Below are 12,513 nucleotides of genomic sequence, written 5' to 3'. Positions count from 1 at the left end.
GAGAATCTGGTGAGAGCACGGCCCCTTGCGGGTCGGAACGAGCAAGATCAAGAGGAAGCATCCCGACCATGGCTGGCGCAACGCCGCATTTCATCGTTTTCGCCAATGAGAAAGGCGGCACCGGCAAGTCGACGACGGCCGTTCACGCCGCGGTGGCGCTCGAGGCGACCGGCCGGCGGGTCGCCGCGCTCGACCTCGACACGCGGCAACGCACGCTGGGCCGCTACCTCGACAATCGCGCCGACACGATCAAGCGGACCGGGATCGCCCTGCCGATGCCGCGGCACGCGACCTTCGATCCCGAGAAGCACGCGCTCGACGCTCTGATCGACGAGATCGGCGGCGACGTCGACGTGGTCGTGATCGACACACCGGGCCGCGACGACGCCTACGCGCGCCAGGCGATGCTGCGCGCCGACACTTTGGTCACGCCGATCAACGACAGCTTCGTCGATCTGGATCTGATCGGCCAGGTCGACCCCGAGACCTACCGGGTCAAACGGCCGAGCTTTTATGCCGAACTGGTCTGGAACAGCCGCACCCAGCGGGCCAAGACTCACAATGCGACGGTGGACTGGGTCGTGCTTCGCAATCGCATGCAGCACATCGAGGCACGCAACATGCGCAGGGTCGGCGAGGCGCTGACCGAACTCTCCCGCCGGGTCGGCTTCCGCATCATTCCCGGCCTTGGCGAGCGGGTCATCTACCGCGAGCTGTTTCCGCGCGGGCTGACCCTGCTCGATCTCGCTCAGATCGGCGAAGTCGGCATCGCCCATATCGCCGCCCGTCAGGAATTGCGCGAGATGGTCGCGGCGCTCGGCCTGCCGGCGCAGGAGCGCGATGCGGCTGCGCCGCGTGCTGCCGCGGCAGGGTGACCCCGCCGTGCCCGGCTTCCTCTTCCTGATCGCGGCCGGCGGCCTGCTGTGGGCCTATGCGACCGGACGCCTGAAGAATTTCACCTATGAGGACGGCGCCGCGGCCGTGCTGTTCCTGCTGGGACTGCGATTCCTCACCACGGGAAAGCTGCTCGTCGGCGGCGGTCTCATGGGAGGCGCCCTGTTGTGGGCCGCCCATCGGCGCCGGCAGCTCGCCCGGTCGGCCTCGATGCCCGTCGAGGACGCGCGCCGCCTGCTTGGGGTCGGCGAACATGCCACCCTGGATGAAATCCGCACCGCCCACCGCAGGCTGATCGCCCGGGTCCATCCGGACACCGGTGGGTCCGCCGAGCTTGCCGAGCGCGTCAACGTCGCCCGCGACACGCTCGTAGCCGACATGCACCGCAGGACGCCGCGCGCATCCTGATGAACGTCCACTCCATTGAAAAAGAGACAATGAGCCGTACCCTCAATTCCACCGCCCTGCGCGAGTACGACATTCGCGGGATCTATGGAGAGACGCTTCACGAAGAAGACGCTTATGCGGTCGGGCGCAGCTTCGGAACCGTGGTCCGGCGCGCCGGCGGTGCCAGGGTGGCGGTCGGGCGTGACGCGCGGTTGAGCTCGCCCGGGCTCGAAGCCAATCTCGTCCGCGGCCTCGCCGACAGCGGAATCGACGTGGTTCGGATCGGTGTCGGGCCAAGCCCGATGCTCTACTTCGCCGAAGCGACGCTTGGCGTGGACGCCGGCATGATGGTGACCGGCAGCCACAATCCATCCAGTTACAACGGCTTCAAAATGGTCCTCGGACACGGTGCGTTCTTCGGCGAGCGGATCCAGGCGCTCGGCCGGATGAGCGCGGCGGGCGACTGGGAGCAAGGTGCGGGACAGGTCACCGAGCAGGACGTCAGCGAGGACTATATCAACCGCCTCGTCCGGGATTTCGGCGGCCGCCCCTTCCGGATCGGCTGGGACGCCGGCAACGGCGCCGCCGGCGCGATCGTCGAGCGATTGGTGAAACGCCTGCCCGGCGAGCATTTCACGCTCTACACCGAGCTGGACGGCCGTTTTCCGAACCATCATCCCGATCCCACGGTCGAGAAGAATCTCGCCGACCTGAAGGCGCTCGTTGCCGATAAGAAGCTCGATTTCGGAGTCGCTTTCGACGGCGATGCCGACCGGATCGGCGCGGTGGACGGCGAAGGCCGCGTCGTCTGGGGTGACCAATTGCTGTCGATCCTGGCCGAACCGGTGCTTAAGGCTCTGCCGGGCGCAACCATCATCGGCGACGTCAAGGCGAGCCAGATCCTGTTCGACCGGATCGCCGCGCTCGGCGGGACACCGTTGATGTGGAAGACCGGACACAGCCTCATCAAATCGAAGATGAAGGAGACCGGTGCGCCGCTCGCCGGGGAGATGAGCGGCCACATCTTCTTCGGCCACCTCTGGTACGGGTTCGACGACGCGCTGTACGCCGCCATCCGTCTGATCGAGGCGGTTTCGGCCCTCGGCGGATCGCTGACCGCCCTGCGATCGGCAATGCCGGCGCTGGTCAACACGCCAGAACTACGCTTCCAGGTCGACGAGAGCCGCAAGTTTGCGGTAATCGACGAAGTGCTCGCCCGGCTCGAGGCCGACGGTGTCGCGATCGACCGGACGGACGGTGCGCGGGTGCTGACCGAAGACGGCTGGTGGCTGCTTCGGGCTTCTAACACCCAAGACGTGCTCGTCGCCCGGGCCGAGGCGCAGGACCAGGCCGGCCTCGACCGGCTGCTCGCAGAGATCGATCGGCAGCTCGCACTGTCCGGTCTGGAGCGCGGGCCGGAGGCGGACCATTGATGCCCAAAATCTATCCCGAAGCGCTGCTCTTCTGCATCCTGTGGGCGGCGCTCGCCTTCTTCGGCTGGTCCAGGATCGGCTGGCAAGCGGCCGCGGCCCTGACCGTCGGCCTGTTCGTGATCATCATGCCGGCAAGTGCCCTCACCTTGTCGCGCACCGGCAATTTCGCGGTCGAGCGGGGTGTGCGCTGGTCGATCCTCGCGGTGGCGGCGCTGATCACTCTGGCGCTGGCGGATCTGTCCTGAAGGCGTTTTCCTGAAGAGCAGCGGGTCGATATCGCAGCTCGTGCTCAGCTGGACTCCCCCTCTCCTTCCTCGCTTCGCTCGCTTTCCTCTCCCATGAAGGGGAGAGGAGCTTAGTCGTCCTCGTCCTCGCGGCCGACCAGATTGAGTTCCCGCGCCTTGATCTGGCGGGTCATGCACCAATGCATCAGCGCGTCTTCGCGGCCGTGGGTTATCCACACCTCGCGCGGCTTGAGTTCGGTGATGGTGTCGGTGAGTTCGTCCCAGTCGGCATGATCGGAGACGATCAGCGGAAGCTCGACATTGCGTTGACGGGCGCGCTGGCGAACCCGCATCCAGCCCGACGCCATGGCGGTGATCGGATCGGGGAGACGCCGGGACCAGCGATCGTTGAGCGCGCCCGGGGGGGCAACCACGATCCGGCCCCGCAATTCGTCCTTGCTCACACCGGTTGCCGGGCGGACGTCGCCGAGATCGACCCCTTGCTCGGCGTAGAGATCGCACAAGCGCTGGAGGGCGCCGTGGATGTAGATCGGATCGCGATAGCCGCGGCCGCGCAACTCGGCCATCAGCCGCTGCGCCTTGCCGAGCGCATAGGCGCCGACCAGCACGCAGCGATCGGGATTTTCGTGCAGGCGCAGCAAGAGCCGGTCCATCTCGCTCGCCGTATCGGGATGACGGAAGACCGGCAGGCCGAACGTCGCCTCGGTGACGAAGACGTCGCACGGCACCGGCTCGAACGGCAAACAGGTGGGATCGGAGCGGCGCTTGTAATCGCCCGACACGACGACACGCTCACCGGCATGTTCGAGCACGATCTGGGCCGAGCCGAGGACGTGGCCGGCGGGGACGAAGCTGATGTCGACCTCGCCGATCCGGATCACTTCGCCATAGTCGACGGCCCGCCCGCCCGGCTGCGGCCCGTAGCGGCATTCCATGATCGCCAGCGTCTCGGGCGTCGCCCACACGTCCTCGTGGCCGCCGCGGGCGTGATCGGCGTGGCCATGAGTGACGAGCGCGCGCGCCTTCGGCGTCGACGGGTCGACCCACGCATCGGCGGGCTTGACGTAGATGCCTTCCGGAAAAGGCTCGATCCAGGAACCGAGACGGGCCATTGAGAGCTATATGGTCCGAAACCTCGCAGCCGCAACGGCTGCGGGCGCGATGAAGGAGCGGATCATGGATCTTGGCGGAGCAAGCTGGGGACTCATCAACATCGTCGGGCCGCTGCTTCTGCTGCTCGTTCTCGGCTGGGCGTTTCTGCGCAACCGGAAGTCGCGGGGCGGCATCGATCGGACCGAGCGGAGCACGCGCGATGCTTATGATGCCGAGGAGCGCGAGCGCAGGGAGCGCGACGGCATCTGAGCCCGCCCTCTCGCGCATTGGCCGCTTCATGCCTAGATCGGGTGGATGGCGCGCCCCTTGAGTGAAGTCACCGATGCGCAGGCCTGCGCTCCTGCCCTACTCCCGGTGGTCGCCGACTGGTTTGCCGCCAAGGGCTGGGCGCCGCGCCGCCATCAGCTCGATATGCTCGCGGCCGCCCGCCGGGGCCGTAATGCGCTGCTGGTCGCCGCCACCGGGGCCGGCAAGACGCTGGCAGGCTTCCTGCCCACCATCATCGACCTCGCGCAGACTCCCGCCGACGGCTTGCACACGCTCTACGTCTCGCCGCTCAAGGCTCTCGCGGTCGACGTGCAGCGCAATCTGCTCACGCCCATCGAGGAGATGGGCCTGCCGATCCGGGTGGAGACGCGGACCGGCGACACGCCGGCAGACCGCAAGGCCCGCCAGCGGGTGCGGCCGCCGCAGATCCTGCTGACCACGCCGGAATCGCTGAGCCTGCTGCTCAGCCACGAAGACAGCGCCTTCCTGTTCGCCGGCCTGAAAACGATCGTGATCGACGAGGTCCATGCTTTCGCCACCGGCAAGCGCGGCGATCTGCTCTCGCTGGCATTGGCCCGACTGCAGAAGCTGGCACCGGGGCTGCGCCGGGTGGCGCTGTCGGCCACGGTATCCGATCCCGAAGCCTATCAGGGCTGGCTCGCCCCGCATGCCGATGTGGAGACGGTCGATCTCGTGCTCGGCGATCCCGGTGCCGAGGCCGAAATCGCGATCATGCTGCCCGAGGATGAGCGTATCCCGTGGTCGGGCCATTCCGGCCGCTGGGCGACCGAGAACGTGATGCGCGAGATCGAGCGTCACAAGACCACTCTGATCTTCTGCAACACCCGCAGCCTCGCCGAGCTGATCTTCCAGGATCTGTGGACCGCCAACGAGCAGCACCTACCGATCGGCATCCACCATGGCTCGCTGTCGATCGAGGCCCGGCGCAAGGTCGAGGCGGCGGTGTCGGACGGCCGGATCCGCGCCCTGGTCTGCACCGCCAGTCTCGACCTCGGCGTCGACTGGGGCGACGTCGATCTCGTCATCCAGATGGGCGCTCCGAAGGGTTCGTCGCGCCTGCTGCAGCGGATCGGACGCGCCAATCACCGGCTCGACGAGCAGAGTCAGGCCATCCTCGTGCCCGGCAACCGCTTCGAATATCTCGAGGCACGCGCCGCACTCGATGCGATCGACGACGGCGAGCTCGATCCGGAAATCTTCCGCCCGGGTGCGCTCGACGTCCTTGCTCAGCACGTCATGGCGGCGGCCTGTGCGGGCCCGTTCAGCGAGGCGGAGATGCTGGACGAGGTGCATTCGGCGGCGCCCTATGCGGGCCTGTCGGCGGAGCTGTTCGGCCAGGTTCTCTCCTACATCGAGAATGGCGGCTATTCGCTCCGCGCCTACGATCGTTTCCGTCGCCTCTCCCGCGAGGCCGACGGGACCTGGCGCGTTGCCCATCCCCGCTTCATTCAGCAGCACAGGATGAACGCCGGAATCATCGTCGATGCGCCCCTGCTGGACGTTCGCTTCCGCAACGGCCGCAAGCTCGGTACCGTCGAGGAATATTTCGCCTCGACGCTGTCGCCGGGGGACACCTTCTACTTCGCCGGCCTAGTGCTGGAAGTTGAACGGATCGACGGCACCGACCTGTTCGTCCGCGCGTCGTCCAAGTCCGCGAGGATTCCGACCTATGTCGGCGCCCGCATGGCAATGTCGACCAATCTCGCCGATCGCGTGCGCCACTTCCTGTGCGATCGCAGCCAATGGAGCCGCTTTCCGGAGGACGTCCGCGATTGGCTGGACGTCCAGGGCTATCGCTCGATCCTGCCCCAGCCGGACCAGCTGCTCGTCGAGACGTTTCCGCACGAGCATCGGCACTACATGGTCGCCTACAGCTTCGAAGGCTGGAACGCCCATCAGTCGCTCGGCATGCTGATCACGCGGCGGATGGAGAGTGCGGGGCTGAAGCCCCTGGGCTTCGTCTCCAACGATTATGCGCTTGCCTGCTATGGTCTGGAGCCGATCCCCGACCCAGCCGCCTTGTTCTCACCCGACATTCTGGAGGACGAGTTCGTCGAATGGGTGCAGGGCTCCAACCTGTTGAAGCGCGCCTTCCGCGAGGTGGCGATGATCGGCGGGCTGGTGGAGCGCCACCATCCCGGCAAGCGGAAGACCGGCAAGCAGGTCACGTTCTCGACCGACCTCATCTACGACGTCCTGCGGCGCTACGAGCCCGATCACCTGTTGCTGCGCGCCGCCTGGGAGGATGCGCGCACCCGCCTCACCGACGTCGGCCGCCTCGCCCGCCTGCTCGATCGCGCCCAGGAGACGATGGTCCATGTCGAACTCGACCGGGTCTCGCCGATGGCGGTGCCGGTGCTGGTCATCGTCGGGCGCGAGGCGACCTCGACCGGCCATTCCGAGGATTCGCTGCTGATCGAGGCGGAGAGCCTGGCGGCGATGGCAATGCGGCGGGACTGATCGGCCTCCGGCGGGTGGGCCGGAGGACGAAGGATCTAGGACCTGCCGGCTCCGGCTTCGGTCGCGTAGTGGAAATGCTTGGGGGTAGGCGGCTTGCGGCGGCGCTTCAGGAAGGCGCCGATCGCCGCGCCCCCGGCGAGCAGGGCGATCGGGCCGAGCCTGTTCTTCCGCGGGGTAACGGGTGCCGCAGTCTCGGCATGGATATGCGGCTGCGGCGCCTCGTCCTTGGCTGCGCCGCCGACTTCATTGCCCGGTTGCGGCCCGGCGCTTGCGGCGAGCGCCGGATCCTGCGCGGCCTGCTGCCGCTCGAGCTCGGAATTGAGCTCGCCGCCCATCAGCAGGATGTAGCCGGTGAGATAGAGCCAGGTCAGGAAGACGATGACGCCGCCGAGCGATCCGTAGGTGGCGTTGTAATTGCCGAAATTGGACACGTAGAGGCTGAAGCCGAGGCTGGCGAGAATCCAGACGAGGGTCGCGGCGGCCGAGCCCGGCGTGATCCAGCGCCATGGCGCATCCGGGCGGTTCGGGGCGTAGCGGTAGAGCAAGGCGATGCCGGTGCCGATGATCGCGGCGGCCGCCAACAGGAAGACAATTTGCAGCGTGACGTGCAGCACCGGTGAACTGAACGGCAGGAGGTTCTCGATGAAGCCGACGGCGGAGATGGCGAGCGCGCCGATCAGCAGCATCGCGATCATCCCGACGGTGATCACCAGCGACAGCGCGGTGCGCACGATGAAGCTGCGCGTGTCCTTCACCTCATAGGCGATGTTGAGCGCGGTCACGATCGCCGCGGCACCCTTGCTGGCGCCATAGAGCGCGATTGCAATCGCAACCAGCAGGCCGATGTCCTTGCCGCTTTTGTCGCCGGTGATCGCCTGCAGCTGATCCGAGATGATCGTCGCCGCCTCGCGCGGCAGGGTTCGGGCGAGTGTCTGGATGTGGCGCGCGACGGTTTCCGGATCGGCGACGAGGCCATAGGTCAGCACCAGCGACGCGAGCAGCGGCACGAAGGCGAGAAACAGATAGAAGCCGACGCCGGCGGAGAGGAGGCCGACATTGTCGTCGCCGGATTCCTTCCAGGTTCGGGTCAGAACCTGGCGCCATTCGGAAAGAGCGGGCCACGCGACGGGTTTGATTGCCATGAGGCGAGAACCGCGCCCCGGGGCGGCGGTTCCTTATTTCACGCCGCCGAGCGCGACCGCGAGCGTGTGGATATGGTCTACCGACTCGTAGAAGCTCTTCACCGGAATACGCTCGTTGAGGCCATGGGCGAACATCTCGTCCGGTTTGATGAAGATCGCCGACGATCCCCAGGTCGGGATGCCGGCGCGGCGGTAGATCACGCCGTCGGTGCCGCCCGATTCCAGATAGGGCGCGATCGGGATGCCGGCATGCCGGGCATGAACGTCCTTGTCGATCGCCGCCATGACGTCCGCGCGCGGTTCCGAAATCGGGCTTTCGAGCGGGTTGCCGGTGGTTTTCACCGCAATTGCCGCATTGCCGATCACCCGCACCAATTGCTGACGCACGTCCTCCACCGGAACGCCGGGAAAGATGCGGCAATTGATCTTGGCCGTGGCCTTTTGGGGAAGCGCGTTCTCGGCATGGCCGCCGTCCAGCATCGTCGCCACGCAGGTGGTACGGGTCGTGCCGACGAAAGAAGGATCGACGAACAGAGCGTCGGCCGCCTCCTTGTCCTGCGGATTGGCGGAAAAGCGGCGCAGCATCTCGCCCGTCTTGCCGGGCGTCACCTTGCCGACCGCTCCGAGATGCGCGCGGGTGAGCGGGCTGTCCATGACCGGGAAGCGATATTGGCCGATCCTGGTCAACGCTGCGGCCAGATCGTAGATCGCATTGTCCGGGCGGGGACGCGAGCTGTGCCCGCCCGGGTTGGTGACGGTGAGATCGAACGTCGCATAGGTCTTCTCGGCGCCCTGGACGAGGTAGATCGCGGCCTTGCCGTCCGCGCTGAGCAGACCGTCACCGGCATCGGTGTTGATCGCATATTCGGCGTTCTTGACCCAAGGGTGGGCCGCGATCAACTCGGTGGTGCCGAACGTTGTTTCCTCATCGCCGACGAAGGCGAAGACGAGCGTCCGCTCGGGTTGGCGCCTGGCCTGTTTGATCCGCAGGATCGTCGAAGCCAGCGCGACCACGCCGGTCTTGTTGTCGAGCACGCCGCGGCCGAAGAAATAGCCGTCCTCCTCGACGAGCTTGAACGGATCCCGGGTCCAGTCCTCGGGCCGGGCATCGACCACGTCCATATGGGCCGAGAAGACGATCGGCTTGGCGCTGCCGTCGCGGCCGGGGATGCGGACGAGCATGCCGGTGGTTTCGCCCTTCGGCAGCATCGCGATGTCGTCCTCGGCCACCCCGCCCGCGCGCAGCACGCCTTTCAGATAATCGGCGACGGCGGGAACCTGTCCCTTGCCCTGCGCGGAGCGGAAGCTCGTCACCCGCTCCAGCATGTCCCGCGCCGGCTTCTCGTGCGGCGCGCCGGTCTGGGCATCGGCCGGCAAGGTGATCAGGGATGCGGCAGCCGCCGCCAGTGTCACGATCAGGCGCATGGGGCTCCCCGCTTCGTTCGAACGAAGTGCCTTTGTCGCCGCTTCCCGGCGGCCTGGGCAAGCGGAAAACCGCGGCCGAAGCCTATTCGGCGGCGTGCGCCGGCGTCGCGCGATGGAATTGCGGCCACGCCTCGCGGATCACGCGAAGCGAGGAGCGGATGAACAGGAACGCAATGATCGCCGCGATCGCAGCGTCCGGCCACGGCGCGCCGGTCAACGCGACCAGCGCGCCGGCGGCAAGCACGCCGATATTGGCGAGGACGTCGTTGCGCGAGCATTCGAACGTGCTCGACAGGTTCACGTCGTGTTGCCGGTACGGCCACAGCAAGCCGACGCAGCTGAGGTTCACGACCAGCGCCATCGCACCGAAGACCAGCATCAGCCCGGAGACCGGCGGAATGCCCCAGACCAGCTTGACGATGATCTCGACGATGACGCCCAGCCCCAGGAACAGGATGAAACCACCCTTGAGCAGGGCCGAGCCGGCCCGCCACCGCAGCGACCGATCGAGCGCGTAGAGACTGATGCCATAAACCAGGCCGTCGCCGAGCATGTCGACCGAGTCCGCCATCAAGGCCGCCGAATTGGCGATCAGGCCGGCGCCGAACTCCACCACGAACATCATCAGGTTGAGCATCATCACCACGACCAAAACGCGGCGGATATCCTTGTGAAGCGCAATCCGCTCGAGCTCGTGGCCCTTGCCGTGGCAGCAATGGCCGCTCACTCGGCGGCGACCCCGATCGGCCCTGCCGCCTCCGCCGCCGCACGATCCGCTTCGATCTCAGCCGCCTTGGCCTCGACCAGACGGACGATGTGCTCGACCATGTCCTCGTCGCGGACATGATGGTCGGTAACGCCGGACAGGAACACCATATGCTTGCCGTTGCCGCCGCCGGTGATGCCGATGTCGGTCTCGCGCGCCTCGCCGGGGCCGTTGACGACGCAGCCGAGCACCGACAGCGACATCGGCGTGCGAATATGTTGCAGCCGCTCCTCGAGCGTCTGGACGGTTCGGATGACGTCGAAGCCCTGACGGGCGCAGGACGGACACGAGACCACACGGACACCGCGGTTGCGGATGCCGAGACCCTTCAGGATCTCGAAGCCGACACGGACCTCCTCCTCCGGCTCGGCCGAGAGCGACACGCGGATCGTGTCGCCGATCCCGAACCAGAGCAGCGAACCGATGCCGATCGCGCTCTTCACGGTGCCGCCGCGCAGGCCCCCGGCCTCGGTGATGCCGAGGTGGAGCGGACAATCGACGGCTTCGGCGAGTTGCTGGTAGGCGGCAACGGCGAGGAAGACGTCGGATGCCTTCACCGCGACCTTGTATTCCCGGAAATCATGGTCCTCGAGCAGCCGGATGTGGTCGAGCGCGCTCTCGACCAGGGCCTCCGGGCAGGGCTCGCCATATTTTTCGAGCAGGTCGCGCTCCAGGCTGCCGGCATTGACTCCGATGCGGATCGCGCAGCCGTTGGCCTTGGCGGCGTTGACGACTTCGCGGACGCGGTCGTCGGAGCCGATATTGCCCGGATTTATCCGGAGGCAGGCCGCGCCGGCGTCGGCGGCCTCAAGCGCGCGCTTGTAGTGGAAGTGGATGTCCGCGACGATCGGCACGCGCGCGGCGCGCACGATCTGCTTCAGCGCCGCGGTCGAGGCTTCGTCCGGGCAGGAAACGCGGATGATGTCGGCGCCGGCTTCCTCGCAGCGCCGGATCTGATCGATCGTCGCCTTCGCGTCCGCGGTGATGGTGTTGGTCATCGTCTGCACGGTGACGGGCGCGTCGCCACCGACGGCAACGTTGCCGACCATGATCTGACGGGAAGGACGACGCGCGATGTCGCGCCACGGACGTACTGACATCCCGTCCATATAGAGAATTGAGTCGCAAGGCGAAAGCCGGGCAGAGTGCGGTAGCCGCACGTGCACCGGAAACGCATGCTCACTCCTCGCTTTCGCCACTCTCCTGGCGGGGCGGTCTTCCACGGCGGCGTGCCTCGGGCGGGGCGATCCGCACGCCGCGACGCTGGAGCGCCTCCCGAAGGAGGCACTCGATCTGGGCGTTGACGCTGCGGAACTCGGCCCCGGCCGTGCGCTCGAGCGCGTCCCAGAGGGCCGGCTCTATGCGCAACGGAAAGGATTTCTTGGGGGGCGGGGCCATGATCCTGCTACTGGTAGAGGGTCCCCGTGTTGACGACGGGCTGCGTGTCGCGTTCCGAGCAAAGCACGACCATCAGGTTCGACACCATCGCCGCGCGGCGTTCGTCGTCAAGCTCGACCACCTGCTTCTCGGACAGCATCTGGAGCGCGCTTTCGACCATCGTCACCGCACCGGTGACCAGCTTCTGCCGGGCGGCGATGACGGCCTCGGCCTGCTGGCGGCGCAGCATCGCCTGAGCGATCTCCTGTGCGTAGGCAAGGTGGGTGAGGCGGCATTCGTCGATGGTAATGCCGGCGACGGCGACGCGATCCTGCAGCTCCGCCTTCAACTCCTCGCTGACCACGTCGGCATTGCCGCGCAGGGTCGTCTCCTGATGTTCGATGTCGTCATAGGGATAGCGGGCGCCGATCGCGCGCACTGCGCTTTCGATCTGGACGAACACGAACTTGTTGTAATCGTCGACGTCGTACAGCGCCTGGGCGGTGTCGGTGACCCGGAACACGACGTTGGAGGCGATCTCGATCGGGTTGCCCCGCAGATCGTTGACCTTCAGCCGTTCGGACGTGACGTTGTGCACCCGCGTCGAGATCTTGGTGCGGGTCAGCCACGGCAGGCACCAGCGCAGGCCGGCCGTGCGGTCCGTGCCTCGGTAATCGCCGAAGAGCAGAATGGCCGCAGCCTGGTTGGGCTGCAGGAAGTAGAAGCCGCCCAGAACGAACAGCCCGATCAGCAACGACGTCGCCATGATCAGTACGCCGAGCAGCCGCGCCCCGGATGCGGTCACCGCCAGTCCGCCCCCGATCGCGACGACCGCGAGCAACACCACCAGCAGCATCGCATAGCCGCTGGACGTGTGCGCCGGCGTCTCGCGCGACAGACGCAGCGCCCGCAGATCCGAACTCCCCTGAGACATGGTCATCATTCTTCCCTCCTGAATGATGATATCATAATTATATCGAAAC

Annotated in this window: 13 protein-coding genes; 6 read left to right on the top strand and 7 right to left on the bottom strand. The window is 66.7% G+C overall.

The window, feature by feature from the left end; translation table 11 throughout:
• The first annotated feature begins 68 nt into the window (after positions 1 to 68).
• From ETR14_RS12025 to ETR14_RS12010, 4 genes are read left to right on the top strand one after another with little or no spacing between them, the layout of a single operon-like run.
• Positions 69 to 875 (top strand): division plane positioning ATPase MipZ, encoded by an 807-nt coding sequence (locus tag ETR14_RS12025; RefSeq protein ID WP_129384817.1) that lies wholly within the window; start codon positions 69 to 71, stop codon positions 873 to 875.
• On the top strand, positions 841 to 1,302 hold the full coding sequence (locus ETR14_RS12020) for a DnaJ domain-containing protein (RefSeq protein ID WP_243455881.1): 462 nt from the start codon (positions 841 to 843) through the stop codon (positions 1,300 to 1,302). The genes ETR14_RS12025 and ETR14_RS12020 overlap by 35 nt, the downstream gene beginning before the upstream one ends.
• A 29-nt stretch (positions 1,303 to 1,331) precedes the next feature.
• The gene (pgmG, locus tag ETR14_RS12015) at positions 1,332 to 2,714 is read left to right on the top strand and encodes a phosphoglucomutase/phosphomannomutase PgmG (protein ID WP_129384816.1); all 1,383 of its coding nucleotides are present in this window, start codon (positions 1,332 to 1,334) and stop codon (positions 2,712 to 2,714) included.
• Positions 2,714 to 2,959 (top strand): hypothetical protein, encoded by a 246-nt coding sequence (locus ETR14_RS12010; RefSeq protein ID WP_129384815.1) that lies wholly within the window; start codon positions 2,714 to 2,716, stop codon positions 2,957 to 2,959. Before pgmG ends, ETR14_RS12010 begins: the two co-directional genes overlap by 1 nt.
• Before the next feature lie 110 nt (positions 2,960 to 3,069).
• Here the strand turns inward: ETR14_RS12010 and ETR14_RS12005 are convergent, their stop codons facing one another.
• A complete protein-coding gene (locus ETR14_RS12005; RefSeq protein WP_129384814.1) occupies positions 3,070 to 4,071 on the bottom strand; it encodes a ligase-associated DNA damage response exonuclease in 1,002 nt (333 codons plus the stop codon).
• Positions 4,072 to 4,135: 64 nt separating this feature from the next.
• Between ETR14_RS12005 and ETR14_RS12000 the strand changes: the two genes are divergently transcribed.
• Both ETR14_RS12000 and ETR14_RS11995 read left to right on the top strand, forming a co-directional pair.
• The gene (locus ETR14_RS12000; protein ID WP_129384813.1) at positions 4,136 to 4,321 is read left to right on the top strand and encodes a hypothetical protein; all 186 of its coding nucleotides are present in this window, start codon (positions 4,136 to 4,138) and stop codon (positions 4,319 to 4,321) included.
• A gap of 45 nt (positions 4,322 to 4,366) precedes the next feature.
• A complete protein-coding gene (locus tag ETR14_RS11995) occupies positions 4,367 to 6,820 on the top strand; it encodes a ligase-associated DNA damage response DEXH box helicase (RefSeq protein WP_129384812.1) in 2,454 nt (817 codons plus the stop codon).
• Positions 6,821 to 6,855: 35 nt separating this feature from the next.
• Here the strand turns inward: ETR14_RS11995 and ETR14_RS11990 are convergent, their stop codons facing one another.
• From ETR14_RS11990 to ETR14_RS11965, 6 genes are all read right to left on the bottom strand, one after another.
• Positions 6,856 to 7,962: a YihY/virulence factor BrkB family protein gene (locus ETR14_RS11990; RefSeq protein ID WP_129384811.1), complete on the bottom strand. Its 1,107-nt coding sequence runs from the start codon at positions 7,960 to 7,962 to the stop codon at positions 6,856 to 6,858.
• A 33-nt stretch (positions 7,963 to 7,995) separates the two neighbouring features.
• Positions 7,996 to 9,387: a M20/M25/M40 family metallo-hydrolase gene (locus ETR14_RS11985; protein WP_129384810.1), complete on the bottom strand. Its 1,392-nt coding sequence runs from the start codon at positions 9,385 to 9,387 to the stop codon at positions 7,996 to 7,998.
• An 82-nt stretch (positions 9,388 to 9,469) separates the two neighbouring features.
• A complete protein-coding gene (locus ETR14_RS11980; protein WP_129384809.1) occupies positions 9,470 to 10,027 on the bottom strand; it encodes a cation transporter in 558 nt (185 codons plus the stop codon).
• 83 nt (positions 10,028 to 10,110) lie between these two features.
• Positions 10,111 to 11,253 carry a flavodoxin-dependent (E)-4-hydroxy-3-methylbut-2-enyl-diphosphate synthase gene (ispG, locus tag ETR14_RS11975; RefSeq protein ID WP_129391760.1) on the bottom strand — a complete coding sequence of 381 codons (1,143 nt, stop codon included), beginning with the start codon at positions 11,251 to 11,253 and terminating at the stop codon, positions 10,111 to 10,113.
• Between the two features lie 79 nt (positions 11,254 to 11,332).
• Positions 11,333 to 11,551, bottom strand: coding sequence for a toxin-antitoxin system HicB family antitoxin (locus ETR14_RS11970; RefSeq protein WP_129384808.1), 219 nt, complete (start codon positions 11,549 to 11,551; stop codon positions 11,333 to 11,335).
• 7 nt (positions 11,552 to 11,558) lie between these two features.
• Positions 11,559 to 12,473 carry an SPFH domain-containing protein gene (locus tag ETR14_RS11965; RefSeq protein WP_371416798.1) on the bottom strand — a complete coding sequence of 305 codons (915 nt, stop codon included), beginning with the start codon at positions 12,471 to 12,473 and terminating at the stop codon, positions 11,559 to 11,561.
• Positions 12,474 to 12,513: the final 40 nt, after the last annotated feature.

The sequence above is a fragment of the Sphingosinicella sp. BN140058 genome, assembly GCF_004135585.1.
Lineage (GTDB): Bacteria > Pseudomonadota > Alphaproteobacteria > Sphingomonadales > Sphingomonadaceae > Allosphingosinicella.
The sequence above is the reverse complement of the archived record's forward strand: the minus strand, read 5'-3'. Positions and strand labels throughout refer to the sequence as shown.